Source organism: Streptomyces sp. NPDC002490, assembly GCF_040296045.1.
Taxonomy (GTDB): Bacteria; Actinomycetota; Actinomycetes; order Streptomycetales; family Streptomycetaceae; genus Streptomyces.
Window position 1 is genome coordinate 77,190 of sequence record NZ_JBEOWM010000012.1, and the last position, 18,483, is coordinate 95,672.

At 73.5% G+C, this 18,483-nt stretch carries 16 protein-coding genes and 2 pseudogenes; 7 read left to right on the forward strand and 11 right to left on the reverse strand.

Features of this window, described 5'->3' with window-relative positions:
• Positions 1-52 precede the first annotated feature (52 nt).
• The 3 genes from ABT092_RS10345 to ABT092_RS10355 all read right to left on the reverse strand — a co-directional run bounded on the left by ABT092_RS10345 (position 53) and on the right by ABT092_RS10355 (position 1,763).
• On the reverse strand, positions 53-457 hold the full coding sequence (locus ABT092_RS10345; protein ID WP_351241950.1) for a DUF4247 domain-containing protein: 405 nt from the start codon (positions 455-457) through the stop codon (positions 53-55).
• Positions 454-954: a DUF2617 family protein gene (locus tag ABT092_RS10350; RefSeq protein ID WP_351241951.1), complete on the reverse strand. Its 501-nt coding sequence runs from the start codon at positions 952-954 to the stop codon at positions 454-456. The genes ABT092_RS10345 and ABT092_RS10350 overlap by 4 nt, the downstream gene beginning before the upstream one ends.
• Before the next feature lie 455 nt (positions 955-1,409).
• Positions 1,410-1,763 carry an ArsR/SmtB family transcription factor gene (locus ABT092_RS10355; RefSeq protein WP_351241953.1) on the reverse strand — a complete coding sequence of 118 codons (354 nt, stop codon included), beginning with the start codon at positions 1,761-1,763 and terminating at the stop codon, positions 1,410-1,412.
• Between the two features lie 882 nt (positions 1,764-2,645).
• On the opposite strand from ABT092_RS10355, the pseudogene ABT092_RS10360 reads away from it, so the two are divergent.
• Positions 2,646-4,588: pseudogene (locus ABT092_RS10360) on the forward strand (SulP family inorganic anion transporter).
• Positions 4,589-4,766: 178 nt separating this feature from the next.
• Here the strand turns inward: ABT092_RS10360 and ABT092_RS10365 are convergent.
• On the reverse strand, positions 4,767-5,258 hold the full coding sequence (locus ABT092_RS10365) for an ATP-binding protein (protein WP_351241954.1): 492 nt from the start codon (positions 5,256-5,258) through the stop codon (positions 4,767-4,769).
• 216 nt (positions 5,259-5,474) lie between these two features.
• Here ABT092_RS10365 and ABT092_RS10370 point away from each other — a divergent pair, with 216 nt between their 5' ends.
• The 6 genes and pseudogenes from ABT092_RS10370 (at position 5,475) to ABT092_RS10395 (ending at position 11,994) form a co-directional block, all read left to right on the forward strand.
• Complete coding sequence (locus ABT092_RS10370) at positions 5,475-6,287, forward strand: SAM-dependent methyltransferase (RefSeq protein ID WP_351241956.1); 813 nt, start codon at positions 5,475-5,477, stop codon at positions 6,285-6,287.
• Between the two features lie 318 nt (positions 6,288-6,605).
• Positions 6,606-7,826, forward strand: a complete 1,221-nt coding sequence (locus tag ABT092_RS10375; RefSeq protein ID WP_502968418.1) for a phosphodiester glycosidase family protein — start codon at positions 6,606-6,608, stop codon at positions 7,824-7,826.
• Positions 7,827-7,890: 64 nt separating this feature from the next.
• Positions 7,891-8,614, forward strand: a pseudogene (locus ABT092_RS10380) (response regulator transcription factor); the annotation flags it as partial.
• Complete coding sequence (locus ABT092_RS10385; protein WP_351241960.1) at positions 8,603-10,729, forward strand: sensor histidine kinase; 2,127 nt, start codon at positions 8,603-8,605, stop codon at positions 10,727-10,729. The pseudogene ABT092_RS10380 and the gene ABT092_RS10385, both read left to right, overlap by 12 nt.
• Positions 10,730-10,857: 128 nt before the next feature.
• Entirely contained in the window at positions 10,858-11,304 is a 447-nt protein-coding gene (locus ABT092_RS10390; RefSeq protein ID WP_351241962.1) for a hypothetical protein, read from the forward strand.
• Positions 11,305-11,370: 66 nt separating this feature from the next.
• Complete coding sequence (locus ABT092_RS10395) at positions 11,371-11,994, forward strand: class F sortase (protein WP_351241964.1); 624 nt, start codon at positions 11,371-11,373, stop codon at positions 11,992-11,994.
• An 18-nt stretch (positions 11,995-12,012) separates the two neighbouring features.
• On the opposite strand, the gene ABT092_RS10400 is transcribed toward ABT092_RS10395, so the two are convergent.
• The 7 genes from ABT092_RS10400 to ABT092_RS10430 form a co-directional block, all read right to left on the reverse strand.
• Positions 12,013-12,210 carry a hypothetical protein gene (locus tag ABT092_RS10400; protein WP_351241966.1) on the reverse strand — a complete coding sequence of 66 codons (198 nt, stop codon included), beginning with the start codon at positions 12,208-12,210 and terminating at the stop codon, positions 12,013-12,015.
• Complete coding sequence (locus tag ABT092_RS10405) at positions 12,211-12,981, reverse strand: ABC transporter ATP-binding protein (RefSeq protein ID WP_351241968.1); 771 nt, start codon at positions 12,979-12,981, stop codon at positions 12,211-12,213.
• Complete coding sequence (locus ABT092_RS10410) at positions 12,974-13,921, reverse strand: ABC transporter ATP-binding protein (protein ID WP_351242099.1); 948 nt, start codon at positions 13,919-13,921, stop codon at positions 12,974-12,976. Before ABT092_RS10410 ends, ABT092_RS10405 begins: the two co-directional genes overlap by 8 nt.
• Positions 13,922-14,019: 98 nt before the next feature.
• Positions 14,020-14,928 (reverse strand): ABC transporter permease, encoded by a 909-nt coding sequence (locus ABT092_RS10415; RefSeq protein WP_351241970.1) that lies wholly within the window; start codon positions 14,926-14,928, stop codon positions 14,020-14,022.
• Positions 14,921-15,952 carry an ABC transporter permease gene (locus ABT092_RS10420; RefSeq protein WP_351241972.1) on the reverse strand — a complete coding sequence of 344 codons (1,032 nt, stop codon included), beginning with the start codon at positions 15,950-15,952 and terminating at the stop codon, positions 14,921-14,923. The genes ABT092_RS10415 and ABT092_RS10420 overlap by 8 nt, the downstream gene beginning before the upstream one ends.
• Positions 15,949-17,544, reverse strand: a complete 1,596-nt coding sequence (locus ABT092_RS10425; protein ID WP_351241974.1) for an ABC transporter substrate-binding protein — start codon at positions 17,542-17,544, stop codon at positions 15,949-15,951. The genes ABT092_RS10420 and ABT092_RS10425 overlap by 4 nt, the downstream gene beginning before the upstream one ends.
• Positions 17,545-17,720: 176 nt before the next feature.
• Positions 17,721-18,392 carry a helix-turn-helix domain-containing protein gene (locus ABT092_RS10430; RefSeq protein WP_351241976.1) on the reverse strand — a complete coding sequence of 224 codons (672 nt, stop codon included), beginning with the start codon at positions 18,390-18,392 and terminating at the stop codon, positions 17,721-17,723.
• Positions 18,393-18,483 lie beyond the last annotated feature (91 nt).

The window sequence follows — 18,483 nt, forward strand, 5'->3', positions numbered from 1 at the left end:
TGGAGGACGGCAGAGGGGCGGTCGGTCCCTCGGGACGGAGCGGCGTGCGGCACTACTTGCCGGTGCCGGGGCCCCCACCGCGGAAGGCGTCGCTGTCGGGGTGCGGCCAACTGGAGGGCAGCTTCGTGTTCCACCGGTGGTAGCCGGTGCGGTAGTCCGCCACCTCGATCTGGCTGCCCCGGCGCTTGCGGGGGGTGATGGAGACGATGTCGTCCCGGTAGCGGAGGAAGACGGCGTCTCCGGCTGCACTGCGGTCCCGGGCCGAGGTGTGGTCGTCGATCTCCTCCGCGACTTCGGACGGACCGTCCTTCTTGTCCACGTAGCCGAGCGGCACCGAGGTGTACTGCTGACTGATCCAGTAGTGGGGAACGGAGTTGGCGTCCTCCGAGTCGCTGGAGCAGGCGGACAGCGCCACCGTGACGAGCAATGCCGCGCCCAAGCGTCGTGCGGTCTTCATCGGGCCTCCAGCCGGGTGTGCGTCGCCACGATCCGGCAGCTTTGCGGGTAGGTGTGCCAGGTGTGCCAGTCGAGCCCCGTGACACGGGGGTCCACGGTCAGCGCCGTGACCGCTTCCGACGCTCCGGGAAAGATTCCGTAGAGAGCGCGGGGGTGGACGTCGGTCCGCCGGCGCACCTGCTCCACCCGCGTGCGGAAGTCGTCCGCATCCAGGGTCTCCACCCGGGCGGAGAAACGATACTCCCACTTATCGAACATCCGCGTGGTATCGGTCAGTCCGCCCTTGATGCCGGGCAGGCAGGCCACCGTCTCCCGAACCGGCCCGACGAACACCTGGTGCGAAGCACCCAACACCCTGAGTTGGACGTCGGTTCCGTTGACCGTCAGGTCCCGTACCACCAACGCCGCACGGGCGGGCTCGTCGAGGGAGAAGGAGAGTTGATCGGCGTCGGTGTCCAGGTACGGCGTGGCGAGCGTGACGGCGGAAGCGCCGCTCATGCGGCGCCGTCCCTCCGGGTCCCCGAATCGGTCGGGCCCGGTGGCGCGGCCGCTCTTCCGTGTGCGTTCCCCCGAACGGCAGCATCGATCGTCACTGTGGCCCCCCGCTTCACGGTCCTGCTGGTATCCGGTGAGTATGCTACAAATCCCGCCCCTTCCCGCCATCGGGGTCCGATCGCGACAACCGGACCACGGCACTCCGCCCACCGGTCCGTCGCACCCCGGTCGACAGCGCCTCCCCCGCCCCCGCCGGCTCCGGGTCACGGTCCGCCAGGAAGGGCGCCGCCGCCCATGCGCTACGACTTCCTCGCCCGGCCGGGGCCGGTCCGGCGGCCGTCGTGGAGCTGACGGCGGAGTTCGGGGAGAACCGCCGCACTGCACCGGGACGCGGACGAACGCGGAAGGAACGCCTCGATCACGTTTCCCCGGCGACCCGTCCCTCGCACACCGCGGTGTCAGGACGCCTCGGTACCGACGTCGGCGGCCCGCAGCTCGGTCAACAGCTCGTTCTGCCCGGCGAGCATCTCGGTGAGGATGCGGCGGGCGGCCCTCATCAAGTCGGCGACGTCCCCGCCGGCCAGCGCGTACACCACCGTGGAGCCCTCACGGGTGGCCGTGACGATGCCGGAGCGTCGCAGCACCGCCAGTTGTTGCGACAGGCTGGAGGGTTCCACTTCGATCTCCGCCAGCAGGTCACGCACCGGCGTGGGGCCGTCCTGGAGGAGCTCCAGGACCCGGATCCGCACCGGGTGCCCCAACATGCGGAAGAACTCCGCCTTCGCCTGATACAGCGGAACCGCCGCGCTCACCAGCCGTTCACCCCGTCCTCGCCGTCGCCCGTGCTGAGGACATGCTCGCACGCCGGGCGCACGGCGTCCCCACGTTCCTCCCGGGCCCGCCGGGCACCGTGGACGCCGCCGACCCGGGCGCGCTCCCCGACCACTTCGACGAACCACCCCGTACCACCCCGTTCCACCCCTGCGACCTCGCGCCACCTGATGAATTGAAGAACTCTTCAAGTTGGCGAACGACCCTCCGGAACGTGCCCGTCCGACCTTCGGAACGACCCCTTCCTTCTGGTCCCGGAGACCCGCCACCACCTCGTTGACCAGGAACGACACGGTTCGCCTTGCCCACTGCTCCGGCTCGTCGCAGCGGTACCGCCGCAGATCCGCGCGGCTGGTGCGGAACGGGTTTCGTGAGGGCGCTCTCACGGTGATCTCACGGACGGCTCACACCGTGCGCGCATGATCCCGCCCCAGGCGCCCCACCCAGGTGCCCCAACACACTTCTGCCTTCCCCCCACCTGCCGAGCGAGGAGCGCGACGTGAGGCGACGACCGATCCCCGCGAGGAACCGGTCCCGTCGACACGGACTCCCCGACACGGCCCCGGCTTCCCCGCCCCGGTCACCGCCGGGCGCTCCCGGGGTGCGGGCGGGTTCCGTCGCCGGTCCGGCGACGGAACGGGAACGGCCGATCCACCCTCACCCCCCAACCCGTGCGGCCGACCGCCCGGCACGGCTCCCGGAACGCTCCGGGGACCGACCGGCGAGCGGAGCACGACGAAAGGACCAAGGTGTCGACTCAACGCACGCGTCCCGCCGCAGGGCGACACGCCCGTAGAAGCGGCGGAGCGACGACCGGCCAGGCATCCGGATCGTTCTCCGTCGCTTCCCTGGGCACGGACCTGATGGCCTCGGTGGTCGTCTTCCTGGTGGCGCTGCCCCTGTGCATCGGCGTCGCCGCCGCCTCGGGGGTGCCGGTGTCCCTCGGCATCATCTCCGGCATCGTCGGCGGTCTCGTGGTCGGCTTCCTTCCCGGCAGCACCTTCCAGGTGAGCGGGCCGGCGGCCGGACTCGCCGTCCTCGTCCTGGAGTTCACCACCGAACACGGCGTCGGGATGCTCGGCGTGGTGGTCCTGGTCAGCGGCATCCTCCAGATGATCCTGGGGGTGCTGAAGATGGGCCGGGTCTTCCAGTCCATCTCGCTCTCGGTGGTCCAGGGCATGTTGGCCGGCATCGGGCTGCCCCTGATCCTCAGCCAGACCTACGCCCTGGTGGACTCCAAGCAACTCGGCACCGCCACCAAGAACATCGCGGGCCTGCCGGACCTCGCCGCCGAGGTGGTGGGCGACACCCACAAGGTCGCGGCACTCGGACTGGGCGTGATGGCCGTGGTGATCTGCTTCGTCTGGAAGAAGGTCCCCGATCCGCTCGGCAAGGTCCCCGCACCCCTGATCGCCGTGATGCTCGGCTCGGCCGTGGCGGCGTTCCCCGGCCTGGAGGTCAAGAAGGTCGAGGTGGGCAACATGCTGGAGGCGGTGAACTTCGTCGGTCCCTCGGACTTCTCCCACCTGACCAGCCCCGCGGTGCTGACGATGGTCATCACCTTCACCGTCATCGCCTCGGCGGAGAGCCTGTTCAGCGCCGCGGCCGTGGACCGCATGCACACCGGTCCGCGCACCAAGTACAACGCGGAACTGTTCTCCCAAGGCGTCGGCAACACCCTGTGCGGCTTCCTCGGGGCACTGCCCATGACCGCCGTGATCGTCCGTAGTGCGGCCAACCTCCAGGCCGGCGCGAAGACGAAGGTCTCCGCATCCTGCACGGCGCCTGGCTGCTCGGCTTCGGTCTGCTGCTGCCGGGGCTGCTGGGGATGATCCCGGTCACCATCCTCGCGGGCGTGCTGCTGCACGCGGGGTGGAAGCTCTTCAACCCGCCCTCGTTCGTGAAGATGTGGCGCACCGACCGCGGTGAGGGCCTGGTCATGTTCATCACCACGGGCGCCATCGTGGTCACGGACCTCCTGGAAGGCGTGATCGGCGGTCTCGCCGTCGCCATCGTCCTGATCGCCCTGCGGATGTCCCACCTGACGTTGCGCACCACCACCGAGGGGGACACCACCCGTCTGGTGCTGCGGGGCAACGCGACCTTCCTCCGGCTCATCCGGCTGATCCGCGCCCTCGACTCCGTCGCCGACAAGGACCGGGTCGTCGTGGACGCCCATGCGGTGACCCACCTCGACCTGGCGTGCAAGGCCCAGTTGGAGGAGTGGGCCGAGCAACGGCGCAAGTCGGGTGCCGAGTACGTCGAGTTGTTGCTGCCGGGCGACGAGCCGAACGACGAGCCGGCCGAGGAGGAGCCCGAGGTGGCGGACGCCCCGAGCCCCCGGGCCCGGGACTTCGCGGCCGAGGCGCCGGCCGCCGGCCAGCCCTGGGCGGCCGAGCAGCCGAGCGCCCCGGCGTACGCCGCTTCCCCGGAGACGATGCACGACTACGTCGGCTCCGGTGCGTACGGCGCGCACCCCCAGGCCCGCCCGCACCCCTACGCACAGCAGTACCCGGGCATGGGTGGACAGGTCTACACCAGGGCCGCCCACCAGCAGCAGGCCGTCCAGCACGGTCAGGTCCACCTCGCCCACCCGGCGCACAGCCACCGTCGGTACGCCGCCCAGGAGGCCCAGGCCGCCGTACCGCCCCAGGAGTACGGACACCCGGGCACCGCGGCACCCGGAGGCCCCGCCCCGGAGTACGGGCCGACGTCCTGGGACCCCACCGCCCGGCCCGGCGATCCCTACCCCGGGGACGGCAACGGCTGGACGCAGCCGCCGTACGACGGCGGACACCGCGGCTGACCGTCGACGCGTTTTTCTTTGCCCGTGAATTGCAGACATCTGCAATTCCACACTTGCCGTGTTGACGGGGTCCTCAGCCGTTCCCGTCGATGACACGGCTGTGGGGGCACGTCCTCGGACGTGCCCCCACAGGGCTGCCGCTCCGCCTCGCGGACGGCGCTTCGGGCCCGCCCCGTCCCTACACCTGCGCCCAGACCGTCTGACCGGAACCCGTCTGCCGGGTGCCCCAGGCGTCCGACAGGGCCACCACGATCTCCAACCCGCGGGCGTACTCCCGCAAGGACGCCACCGGGTCCCGACCGCCCTCTGCCGAGGAAGCGGGACGCGGGCTCGGCATGCACCTGCACGGCGGCCCCTGAACGGTGACCCGCACGGCTCCCCGTTGCCAGTGCTCGACCTGGCACCGCACCCGGTCCGCGTCAGGGCGTCCCGGTTCGGCGCCGGCGTGCCGCACCGCGTGCGTGACGATCTCCGAGGCCAGCAGGGTCGCCGTGTCGGTGGTGGAGGGGTCCACGTGCCACCGGGCGAGTGCCGCCCGCACATGGGCGCGCGCCTCTCGGGGCCCTTCCGGGCCTGCCTGCACATAGCGGGCGAGCAGGCGCGGGCGCCCCGGTGGACGGGCGCTCCGCTGCCGGCCCGGTCGGGGCTCGGGGCACTCGTGGTCGGCCATGTCTCCACGATGCGCGCCCTGCGGTGCATGCGCAATGTACGCCGTTCGGCGCAGCGAGCGGGCGACCGGCCCGACACGCGGGGTGACCGGCGGGGGCCTCCCCGGCGGTGCAGCGGCCGCACACGAGGATGACCGGGACCGCACCCGCCGGCCCCGGCCCGCGGCGGCTCCCGCTGCCGCGAGGGGCCGCGGCCCGTCGCCCCGAGGAGTCGCAGCATGCCCGAGCCCACTCCCCCGCCCCAGGCGCCGACCGACATCGACACCTCCGTACCGCACTCGGCACGGATCTGGAACTTCTGGCAGGGCGGAGACCTCCACTACGAGGCCGACCGGATCGCCGGCGAGGCGTTCGCGGCGCAGGTGCCGGAGATCCGACAGGTGGCCCAGTCGAGCCGTCAGTTCCTGCGGCGGACGGTGCGCTGGGCCGTCGCCGAGGCGGGGGTGCGGCAGGTGCTCGACCTCGGGGCCGGGCTGCCGTCGGCACCGAACGTCCATGAGATCGCGCAGTCCGTCGATCCCCGGGCCCGGGTGGTGTACGTCGACAACGATCCGATGGTCGCGGCCCATCGGTCCGCCTATCTGGAGAGTTCTCCGCAGGGGGCCACCGCTTACGCCCACGCGGACGTCCGCGAGCCCGAGCGGGTGCTGGTCGAGGCCGCCCGGACCCTGGACCTGGCCTCGCCGACCGCGCTCGTGTTCAGTGACATGCTCGGTCACGTCACCGACCTGGACGAGGCGTACGCCCTGGTCCGGAGGCTGGTCGAGGCGGTAGCCCCGGGCAGTTGGCTGATCCTCAGCCACACCGCCCCCAGCTCCCGGCTCCCCCGGCTGGCGTTGGCGAACGACGCGTACGCCCGGGGCGGCGGCATCCCCTACGCCCTGCGCACGCCCGAGCAGATCGCCGGGTTCTTCGAAGGGCTGGAGTTGGTGGCTCCGGGGCTGGTGCCCATGCCCCGCTGGCGGCCGGACGGAAGCACGGTGGGGGTCGCCGCGGACGTGGGTTGGGGGGCGGTGGCACGCATTCCCTAGGTGCCTTCGGTCCGCTGCGCCGTGCGGAGCCGGCTCCGGCACCCGAAGGAGTGCGTTTTGTCGCCCGTTCGCCTCCGGTCAGGGCGGGCTCCCCCCACGGGGCGCACCCTTCTGCTGAACTCACTGCTCGATCATCGAAGGCCGTTCCTCGGAACGGAAGTTGGTCGTCGGCCGGCGGAAGGAGCACCACCCGTGACCGCACGCGGTACGGATACGAACGACGACGCGCGCCCGCGCCCCCGCGCCGACCGTCCGGGGCCTCGGGTCACGGTGCTGCTGACGGCGTGCCTCGCCTACGTCGCCGTCACCGGCGCGGCCCTGTCCGGCGCGCCGCCCGCGCACGGAGCGTCCCCCGACCGGGCGACCGCCCGGGGCGCCGTCCGCGGCGCACCGCCCGGCGCGCACGGCGCACGGGGCGTGACCCAGCGGATCGCCGGTGGTGTGACGTACCGGCACTACGACATCGACACCCCGCGCGGTGTCACCCACGGCCACCTGCTCAGCGTGGACCTCGGCGCCCCCGGGGTGAGCGTCGGACTGCTCTACCCCTCGGTGGTCGGAGCGCGGGCCACGGTGTCCTCGCTGGCCGACGCCGAAGGAGCGGTCGCCGGCGTGAACGGTGACTTCTTCAACATCTCCGAGGCGCAACACCCCGGCGTGTCGCCCACCTACGCGCCGGTGGGTCCGGCCGTCGCCGACGGACGGGCCCTGAAGGCCGCGGTCCCCCGCAAACAGCGGTTCGGCCCGTCACTGCCCTCCGGCACCTCGCCCGAGGACGTGCTGGGCGTCGACACCGGAGGCAGGGCCCGGCTCGATCGGCTCCGCCTCGACGGCGCCTTCACCACCGCGGACGGCACGGTGCAGCTCCACGGGCTCAACCAGTACGCCCTCAAGAACGGTTCGGTGGGGGCGTTCACCTCCGATTGGGGCAGCCGCTCCCGGCTCCGCGCGACCTGCGGCAGCGACACCAGCCGCGGCGCGCCGTGCAGTGCGGACGTCCACGAGGTGGTGGTGCGCGGTGGCGAGGTGGTCGACACCAGCGACACGCCGGGCAGCGGGCGCATCGCGGGCGGCACCACGGTGCTGGTCGGTCGGGAGGCGGGGGCCCAGCGGTTGCGGAAGCTCTCGGTGGGGGACGAGGTGACGGTGCGGCACCGGCTCGTCCCGTCGACGGCCGGCGTGACGTACCGGTTCGCGATCGGCGGGTTCCCGGTGTTGCGCGGGGGCACGCCGATCTCCGGGCTGGACACGGCGGCTTCGGCGGTGCGCACCGCGGTGGGGATCGCCGACGGGGGGCGCCGGCTGCTGCTGTTCGCGGTGGACGGGGCGCGCGCGTACCGCACCGGTCTGACGGTGGCGGAACTGGCCCGGGTCCTGGTGGAGGCGGGCGCCGCGGAGGGCTTCAACCTCGACGGCGGCGGCTCGTCGACGTTGACCGCGCGCTCCGCCGGTGCCGGCGGCGTGTCGGTGCGCAACCATCCCACGGACGGGTCGGAGCGGATGGTGGCCAACGGCATCGGCGTGTTCGCTCCGAAGTGACGGCGGATCCGGAGTCGGGCGGGAGCACCGGGACGACGGTCGTACCTCCTCTACGATCGTCGCTGTGTGCGCAGACGTCATGGTCGCCGAGGACGACGACAAACAGGCCGAACTGATCCGCCGATACCTGGAGCGCGAGGGACACGGCGTCACCGTGGTCCGGGACGGTCTGGCCGCTCTGGAACGGGTCCGACAGCGCGCACCGGACCTGTTGATCCTGGACGTGATGATGCCGAAGGCCGACGGTCTGGACGTCGTCCGCGTGCTGCGGGCCGAGTCCCGCGAGGTGGCGGTGCTGATGCTCACCGCCCGCAGCACCGAGGACGACCTGCTCCTCGGACTCGACCTCGGTGCCGACGACTACATGACCAAGCCGTACAGTCCGCGGGAGTTGATGGCCCGGGTCCGGACCCTGCTGCGGCGTTCCCGGCGCCCGGGGCCCGGGGCCGTCGTCCCTCCGGAGCCGCCGGCGCTGCGGGTCGGCACGCTCACCGTGGACCCCGCCCGGCACGAGGTGCACGTCGACGGCGAGGCCGTCGACTGCACGCCCGGTGAGTTCCGACTGCTGGCCGCGTTGGCCGCCGAGCCCGACCGGGTGTTCAGTCGGCAGCGGCTGCTCGCCGAACTCCACGGCTTCGACCGGTACATCAGCGCCCGCACCGTCGACGTCCACGTGATGAACCTGCGCAAGAAGATCGAGCGTTCCCCGCGCCGTCCGCTACGGCTGCTCACCGTGTTCGGCGTCGGCTACAAGCTCACCGACCCGGGCGGGCGCGGTGCGTAGGGCCGCCGAGCGCACCCGGCGACTGCCCCTGCGCAAGAGCCTGCTGGGGCGCTTCCTCGCCGTGTCGGCGCTGGTGGCCACGTGTTCGGTGGCGGCCACCGCATGGCTCGCCGCACAGACCACGTCCGGGGCGATCAGGAAGGAACAGGGGCGGTTGCTCGCCGACGACGCCCATGTCTACGACACCCTCCTCGCCTACGCGGCCACCCGTCCCCGCTGGGACGACGTCCAGGAGACCGTGGAAGGACTGGCACGGCGGACCGGACGCCGGATCACCCTCACCGACGAGCACCGCACCCCCCTGGCCGACTCCAGCACCCAGAGGCCGCGCCCGTCCCTGCCCGCCCGCGAATCCGCCGTCGTCGACCCGACCTACGTGGACACCGCCCTGAGTTCGCTGGGCACCGGCGGGACCCGGGTGACCCGGCGGACCCTGGAACCCGACGACCTCCCCCCGGCCGTCACCCCCGAGCCCGCCGAACCCCGGGCCCTCGTCCCCACCGACTCGGCGCCGGGCAGCACCCGCCAGCCGCTCGGACGCCGGGGGGCGCCCGTGGCCGCCGTCTCGCAAGAGGGGACGGACGAGGGCTCCCGCACGGTGGGAGAAGCGGAATCCGGTCGAATAGACCCCCGGGCGGTGGGCCCGTTCCGGCTCTCCCCGGCGGACCGCTCCCGGCTGCTGGTCCTCGCCGAACGGCAGGCCCGGTGCTACCTCCGGAGCGGATTCTCCGCCACCATCGTCACCGGCCACAGTGGGCGACCCCGGGTGGAACAGGGCGACCCGTCGAGGTCCTCGACCCGGATGTTCCTGGACGGGCAACTCTGCGAAGCGGCTGCCCTGAACTCCCCGACCCCTTCCGAGCGGGTCGCGCTCGACGCGCTGAACCGCCTCACCAACACCTGCCTCGACCGCAGCTTCCTCCCCCATGTGACGATCGCCCTCGATCTGAGCTGGTCGGACGCGCCCGGCGTGAACCCGCACCCGCACCCGACACGGTCCACGGTCGACAGACGGATCATCGCGAACTGTCTGGAGAGTGCCCGCCGCGAGCAGCTGTCCTCCCACGTGGCGCCCCGTGCCCTGCTGTTCATCACCGCGCCGGACGGGGGCAGTCCTTCGAGGTTCGACCTGTCGACCGCCAACACGGCGAAGATCGCCGGGGTCGCGGCACTGGTGCTGGCCCTCACCGTCGGCGTCTCCGTGGTGGCGGGCACCCGGCTGGTGCGTCCGCTGCACGCGCTGACCGGCGCCGCGCAGCGCATGAAGGACGACGGGGACGGGGACCGGTGGACGCCCGTTGCGGTGTCCGGGGACAACGAGGTCGGGCGGCTGGCCGCGGCGTTCAACGACATGGCGGCCCACCGCGCCCGGCTGGAGGAGCAACGGAAGGTGATGGTCAGCGATGTCGCGCACGAGTTGCGGACGCCGCTCAGCAACATCCGGGGCTGGCTGGAGGGTGCGCAGGACGGGGTCGCCGAGGCGGATTCGGCGTTCGTGTCCTCCCTTCTGGAGGAGGCGGTGCAACTCCAGCACATCATCGACGACCTCCAGGACCTCGCCGAGGCCGATGCGGGGGCACTGCGGCTGCGCCCGGAGCCGGTGCGCATCGCGGAACTGTTGGCCCAGGTCGCGGCGGCCCATCAGGCGCGCGCCGACGCGGCGGGCGTCACCCTGACCGTGGGGGCGGGTCCGGACGGGCCGCCGTCGAGGAACGTGCATCCCGCGGCGGATCCGGTGCGACTGCGGCAGGCGGTCGGCAACCTCGTCTCCAACGCGATCCGGCACACCCCGGCGGGCGGCGAGGTGACGGTGCGCGCCTCTCGGGGCGGGCCGCGGGGGGATCTGGTGCTGGAGGTCCGCGACACGGGAGAGGGCATCGCGCCGGAGCACCTCCCCTATGTCTTCGACCGGTTCTGGCGGGCGGAGAAGTCCCGCAACCGGCGGACCGGGGGCAGCGGGCTGGGGTTGGCGATCGTCCGGCGGTTGGCCGAGGCCCACGGGGGCACGGTGGAGGTGCGGAGCGCCGTGGGCACGGGATCGGTGTTCACCCTGCGCATCCCGCCCCGCTTCGACGCCCCGGCGGACCGGGGGCGAAGCAGGGCGACCGATGCGGGCTGATGTGATCCGCACAGCGGGCTGACAGGTTCTTCACATCGGCGGGCGAGTCTTGCGGACGTCCCGGTGGGCCGGTCCCGACCGGTCACCGGACGCCGCATCGTCCCTAGCCGAACTCGGGAGACCTCTCCATGACCCACCGCACCGCCCTGCGCCGGGCCGCCCTGCTGACCATCGCGGTCGGCGGGGTGCTCGCCCCGGCCTCCGTCGCCGTGGCCTCGCAGCCTCCGGCCGACCGACCCGTCCCGCTGTTCGCGTCCGATGCGTCCCCGGCCCCCGCTCCGGGGGACGGCGGCCAGCGGGTGGCACTGGTGCCCGCCGCTCCGCGGGGCGGCGTCGCGGCCGGCGGGGCGACACCCACGCCGGCGCCGCCGTTGGGGCTGCGGGAGACTCCCGAGGCCGCCGTCGAGGACGCCGGCACGCGGGCCGCGCCCCGCGGCGGGGTCGCGGCCGGCGAACGTCCTGCGGAGCGGGGTGGATCCGGCGCGCTGGTCGGCTCTGCCGCCGGTCTGCTGATGCTGGCCGGCGCGGGCGGTTTCGTCGTGCGCCGCCGCACGGCCGGTCGGCCCGGCGTCTGACCCACCGGTGGCGCCACCCGTCGGGCGGCGCCACCGCCACCTCGCCCCTACGACCCCGGGACCCCCGTGCTCCGTCCTTCCCCCTTCCGTGCCTTCGGGCCGGCCCTGTTGGCATTCGCCGTGGTCGCGGCCCTCGCCGGCTGCGGCTCGTCCGCTCGACCGACACCGCCCCCCGGGACGCCGTCCGCCCGGGCGGACGGCGCCGCTCCCGCTCCTTCGAAGGGCCGAGCGGACCGTGCCGACGGGGCCTCGACCCCGACGCGGGTGCTGGTCCCCTCGCTCGGCATCTCCAGCGGGTTGATGCCGCTGGGGCTGAACCGGGACGGCACCGTCGAAGTGCCGCCGGCCGACCGGGGCATGACGGCGGGGTGGTACACCGGCCGCCCGGTGCCCGGCGCGCCCGGGCCCGCGGTCATCATCGGACACAACACCACACGGCACGGGCCCGCCGTGTTCGAGCGGCTGAAGGACATCCGCGAGGGTGCCCGCATCACCGTGCGCACCACTGCGGGGAAGGACGTCCACTTCCGGGTCACCGCCCGGGAGACGGTGCGCAAGCGGTCCTTCCCCACCGAGAAGGTGTACGGCGACACGCCCGAACGGGCGCTGCGGTTGATCACCTGTGACGGTGCCTACGACGACGCGGGGCACCCGGTCGACAACCTGATCGTGTACGCCGTCCGAGGCTGAGCCTGCAAGACCGCCGAGTCAGGCGGCGGCGGGCCGGTCCGTCCCGCAGGGATGGGACCGGTACTCCGGGCCGAGTTCGCCGTCGACGGCCGCGCTGGTGCGGGTGGCGGCCTCGGTGACCGCTTCCCGGGAGCCGTACTTGGCGTACGGCCGGTCCGCGGTCGGGCCGAGCGGGTTGCCGTACTCGGCGACGTTCCGCCCCTCCAGGCGCCGCACCTACTCGGGGGTCATGCCCGCACGGGTGATGTCCTTCCCCCCGTTGCGCAGGTCGACCGTCCGTCGCGCGATCTCCTCCTCCGACGCTCCCCGGGCGTGCGAGGGGGGTGCGGCGGTCCCGGGCAGCTCGGCCCAGGTGACGGTGCGGTCGCACCAGCGCTCCAACAGCACGCGGTCGTGGCCCACGGCGAGCAGCGCGGCGCCGGTTCGCGCCCGGTACTCCTCCACGACGGCGACCAGCGCGGCGGTGGTGGAGGCGTCCAGCATCGCGGTCATCTCGTCGGCGATGAGGAGGCGGGGCCGCAGCACCAGGGCGCGGGCCAGGCAGGCCCGCTGCAACTGCCCGTCGCTGACCTCGTGGGGGCGGCGGCCGAGGAGATCGGGACCGAGGCCGACGGTCCGGGCCAGTTCCTCGGTCCGCCGGGGGGCCTCGGCGGGGCGGCCGGTGGCGCGCAGGGGCTCGGCGATGATGTCGGCGAGGGTGAGCCGGGGGTCGGCGGCGAGCCTCGGCTGCTGGAACACCACGCCGATCGCGGTGCGTTGGGCCCGCGGTGCCTGGTGGCGCCAGCCGCGCACGGGTTCGCCGGCGAGGTCGACCTCGCCGGCGTAGGGACGGTGCAGCAGTGCGGCGACCCGGGCGAGGGTGGACTTGCCGCACCCGCTGGGGCCGAGCAGCCCGACGGACTCCCCGGGGGCGACGTGCAGGTCCACGCCCCGGACGACCGGTGCGCGGCGATCGTACCCGGCGACGACGGAACGGAGTTCAAGCACCGGGGACCTCCGCGGCTTCGACCCGGACGGGCAGCGGGTGGTGGCAGGCGACGGGCTCGGGGGCCCGGAGGGCGGGGAGGGTGCCGCAGCGGTCGGTGGCCCGCTCGCAGCGGGGGGCGAAGGCGCAGCCGGCGGGGAGGTCGGTGAGTTCCGGCGGCATCCCGGGGACGGGCGTGAACGCCCGCTCGGGCAGGGCGTCGAGCAGGCCGCGCGCGTAGGGGTGGCGGGGGCCGGGCTCGCCGAAGAAGGCGGGGGCGTCGGCGATCTCCACGATGCGGCCCGCGTACATGACGGCGACCCGGTCGGCGATCCGCTCGGCGGCGGCCAGGTCGTGGGTGATCAGCAGGAGGGCGCGGTCCTCGCCGGTGTGCCGGCGGAGTTCGTCGACGGTGCGGTCGACGAGTTCGCGGTCCAGTCCGGTGGTGGGTTCGTCGGCCAGCAGCAGGGGGGCGTCCCCGATCAGGGCGAGTGCGGTGGCGGCGCGCTGGGCGAGGCCGCCGGAGAGTTCGTGGGGGTAGCGGTCCAGGTGGTCCTCGGGGAAGGCGGCGCGCACGGCCGCGGCCCGGGCTGCGGCCCGCAGTTCGACGCGCGGGGTGCCGGCCACCTCCCGCAGCGTCTCCTCCAGTTGGGAGCGGACGGTGCGCACCGGGGTGAGGTGGGCGGCCGGGCTCTGGGGCACCAGCCCGACCCGCCGGCCGCGCACCCGGCGGGCGAGGGTGGCCTCGTCGGCGGTGAGCAGGTCGACGGTCTCCGTGCCGGGCTCGGCGCCGTCGAGCAGGGCGCTGCCCGCGGTCTGGGCGTTGGCGGGCAGCAGGCCGAGCAGTGCGGAGGCGAGCACCGACTTGCCGCAGCCGCTCTCGCCCACCAGGGCGAGGCACTCGCCGCGCCGGAGGTCGAAGCGGGCGTCGCTGACGGCGCGGACGTGGGCGCCGCCGCGCATGCGGAAGCGGACGGACAGGCCGCGCACCGTGAGGAGGGGCGGCCGGGCCGGTTCCGCCACCGTGGCGGCGGGCGGGCGGGGCCTCTTCGCCGTGCTGGTCACAGCATCAGCTCCGATCGGCGTCGCGGATTGAGGTGTTCGCGCCAGACTCCGGCGAGCCCGGCGATGGCCAGGGTCGGGATGATGACGAAGAGTCCGGGGAAGAGGGTCGGCCACCAGTCCCCGGCGAGCAGGGAGCTGCGGGCGGTCTGGACGAGGGTGCCGAGGCTGGCCTGGTGGGTGGGCAGGCCGAGGCCCAGGAAGGACAGCGCGGACTCGTGCCAGATGGCGTGCGGCACCATGAGGACGGCGGCCAGGCCGGCCTGGGGCAGGACGCCGGGGAGCAGGTGCCGCACGGCCACCCGGCGGCGGGAGGCACCGCCGGAGACGGCGGCGTCGATGTAGGGGCGGGAGCGCAGCGACAGCACCTCGGAGCGGACGATGCGGGCGGTGGAGAGCCAGTGGGTGAGGGCGACCGAGAACACGACGGGCCACACCCCGGGGCGGAACATCGCCACGATGAAGATGCCGAGCAGCAGGTGCGGCACGGAGGCGAAGGCGTCCACGAGCCGCATCACCAGGCGGTCGACCCAGCCCCCGAAGACGGCTGCGGCGGTGCCCACGGCGGTGCCGATCACGGTGGCGACCAGCGCGGCGACGAGTCCCACCAGCAGCGAGACCCGCAGTCCGTAGATGCAGCGCAGCAGCAGGTCGCGGCCGACGTCGTCGGTGCCGAACGGGTGTTCCCAGGAGGGGGGCTGGAGCTTGGCCGCGAGGTCGACGGCCTGCTCGTCGAGGTGCACCAGCGGCGGGACGACCAGCACCGCGAGGACCACGGCGAGGACGATGGTGGCGGAGGACCACAGCCGCCAGGTCCGGGTGGAACGCCGGGGGCCGCCGCGGGAGGTCCAGACGGTGGTGGCACCGTCGTCCTCGGTGAGCGGGACCTGGGCGGTGGTGTCAGCCATCGAAGCCCACTCTCGGGTCGGCGAGGCCGTACAGCAGGTCGGCGAGGAGGTTGCCGAGCAGTACGGCGACGGTGGCGAGGACGGTGAGCGCGGCGAGCAGCGGGAAGTCGACGGAGGTGGCGGCCTCGACGGTGGCGGCGGCGATCCCGGGCCAACTGAACACGGTTTCGACGAGGAGGGCGCCGGTGATGAGTTCGGGCACCCGCGAGCCGATGAGGGTGAGCACCGGCAGCAGCCCCGAGCGCAGGGCGTGACCGAGGAGGACGGTGCGGGGGGCGAGGCCCCGGGCCCGGGCGCCGCGCACCGGGTCCTCGTCCAGGGCGTCCCCGACGCCCTGGCGGACGTAGAGGGCGAACCAGGGCAGTTGGGAGACGGCGAGCACCAGGGCGGGCAGGATCAGGTGGTGGGCCACCTGGCCGGCGGTGACCGTGGTGGCGGCGGTGTCGGTGAGGCCGCCGGCCGGGAGCACCCCGAGCTTCAGGGCGAAGAGCCAGATGGCGAGGAGGCCGAGCCAGAACGGCGGGGCGGCCTCCAGGCCGTACGCCAGCGAGGTCACCACGCGGTCCAGCGGTCCGCCGCGGCGGCGGGCGGCGAGGACGCCCAGCAGGGTGCCCAGCACGATGGCGAGGGCGAACGCGGTGGCGGCGAGCAGGACGGACCAGCCCAGGCGCTCGGTGATGACGTCCGCGACGGGCTGTCGCATCACCGCGGAGTCGCCGAGGTCGCCGGTGACGGCGGCGGTGAGCCAGTCCCACCACCGGGCGACGAAGGACTGGTCCGGGTCGAGGTTGGCGCGGAGCTGGTCGAGGTTCTCCTGCGAAGCGGTGAGACCGGCGGTGCCCGCGTACGCCTTGACCGGGTCGAAGGGGGAGGCCGCGGCGACGGCGAAGACGCCGAGGGTGACCGCGAACAGGATCGGCAGGGCGAACAGGGCGCGCCGGGCGACCAGCCGGCTCGCGGGGCCCCAGGGCAGCCCCCGCGTGGCGCGGGGGCCGCCGGTGCGGCCGTCGACGGGGGTGGTCACGTGGTGGGCTGCCAGTCCTCGACGTTCCACCACGGGCCGGCGGCGAGGCCGTGGTCGTGCGGCTCCACCTGCGTGGTGAGCGGGCCGAAGCGGTCCTCGGTGACGTAGAGGTGGTCGATGTGGGTGAGGAAGGTGTAGCCGGGGTTCTTCACCAGTTCGCGCTGGACGGTGTCGTACGCGGCGCCCCGTTCGGCCTTGTCGCCGCTGCGGCGGGCGTCGTCCAGGGCTTCGTCGACGACCGGGTTGTCGTACCAGGCCATGTTGTTGAACCCGTCGCCCGCGAGGGTGGACTTGAGCAGCGTGTACTGGTCGAAGTCGGGGTCGGCCGGGGAGCCGCCGCCGGCGAGGACGGCGTCCTTGGACATCCGCGGCTCGATGACCTCCCAGGTGCCGGCCTGCACCTTGATCTCGATGCCGGCCTTCTTGGCGTCGGAGGCGTAGGCGAGGGCGTGGTCCTGGCGGAGCTTGTCGCCGGAGGGGTACCAGAGCGGGAAGGCGGCGCGGACGCCGTCCTTGACGCGGACCCCGCCGTCGCCGGGCTTCCAGCCGGCGTCGTCGAGGATCTTCTCGGCGGCGGCGAGGTCGTGGGTGCGCTCGGTGCCCTCGGTGAACCACTCGCTGTCGGTGGGGACGGGGCCGTACGCCTCCTTGCCTGCGCCGTTGAGGATGGAGTCGACCATGGCGCGGCGGTCCACGGCGAGGTCGAGGGCGCGGCGGACGGCGACGTCCCCGGCGACCGGGTTGCCGGTGGGCAGGGTGACGACGCGGTAGTCGAAGGTCTTGGCCGTGTGGGTCTTGCGGTCCTCGTCCTCGGCGAAGGTCTCCGCGAGGTTGGGCGGGAGGATGGCGCCGTCGAGGTCGCCGGAGCGCAGCCGGGTGGCGCGCACGTCGTCGTCCTTGATGACGGCCATGGTGAAGTTCTTGACCTTCGGCGCCCCGCCCCAGTACTCGGGGTTGGCCCGGAAGGAGAGCTTCTCGCCCTTGGACCAGGTGACGAGCTCGTAGGGGCCGGTGCCGACGGGCTTGGTGGTGAAGGGGCCGTTGTTGACGTCCTGGCGGCCCGCGACGTGCTCGGGGGCGATGGGCAGGACGGTCCGCTCGGCGAAGGGCGCGTAGGGGTACTTCAGACGGAAGACCACGGTGTCGTCGCCCTGGGCGGTCACGGTCTTCAGGGCGTCGAGTTCGCCCTTGGAGGCGTTGTTGGTCTTCGGATCGAGGATGGTGCGGTAGGTGAAGACCACGTCCGCGGCGGTGAAGGGCTCGCCGTCGCTGAACTTCACGCCCTCGCGCAGGCGGTAGGTGTACGTCAGGCCGCCGTCGCTGACCTCCGGCAGTTCGACGGCGAGCGCGGGGCGCAGGTTCATCTCGGCGTCGTGGGTGAGCAGTCCGTCGAAGACCTTCGAGTTGCCGTCCTTGCCGAAGCCGAGCAGCGGGCTCAGGCTCTCGGGCTCGTAGGCGATGCCGACGACCGCGGAGTCGGCGGGACCGCCGCCCAAGTCACCGCCGCCGGGGGTCGAGCAGGCCGTCGCGACCACCGCGACGGCCACCGTCACCGCCGCGATGCCCGTGCCACGTATCGATCGGCCCCTCATGCCACACCCCTGGCTTCCTGTTTCTTGATGATCAGATGTTGTTGCGTGTGATGCGCAACTGTGGATTATGCATCAGGTAACGGGCACGAGGCGAGGGCGGTCCGTACGGGAGGCACCGCGTGGTTCCGGTGGGGCGGGATGTGCGCGGGCACCGGAGAGGAGGGGTGTGCGGGACGTCACACCGGATGCCCGTTCGGCGGCCGCCCCGCTCCGTCGGACGTCCGGTCGGGCACGGAGCGGGCCGGGCGGGCGCGCACGTGCATGCGCTCGCCCTGCGGGCCGAACAGGCTCAGGTACTCCACCGACCCTTCGCCGGCGGCGCCGAACCAGTGCGGGACGCGGGTGTCGAACTCCGCGGCCTCTCCGGCGGTGAGCACCACGTCGTGTTCGCCGAGGACCAGTCGCAACCGTCCGGCCAGGACGTACAGCCACTCGTACCCCTCGTGGACCCGGGGGTCGGGCTCCCCCTGCCGGGCCCGTTCGATCACCTTGTACGCCTGGAGGCCGCCGGGCTGGCGGGTGAGCGGGAAGAGGGTGCGGCCGTGGCGGTGGATGGGGCGGGAGCGGACCCGGGGATCGGCCGCGGGGGCCGCCCCGACCAGTTCGTCGAGCGGCACCCGGTGGGCGCGGGCCAGCGGCAGCAGCAGTTCGAGGCTCGGCTTGCGCAGCCCCGACTCCAGTCGGGACAGGGTGCTCACCGAGATCCCGGTGACGGCGGACAGACCCGCCAGCGTCGCCCCCCGTTCCTTGCGCAGGGCCCGGAGTCTCGGTCCGACCCCCGCCAGGACGTCGTGGGTGCGGTCCTCGTCGGTCGCCTCGAAGGCGGGCCCGGTCGTCTCGTCGGTCACGGGATCATTGCAGGTTCGGCAATGCCGGTTGTCAATTCCGGGAGGAGAGCGGGTGCCCGCCCGGCGCGGCGACCGCGGGCGGCCGGCGGGA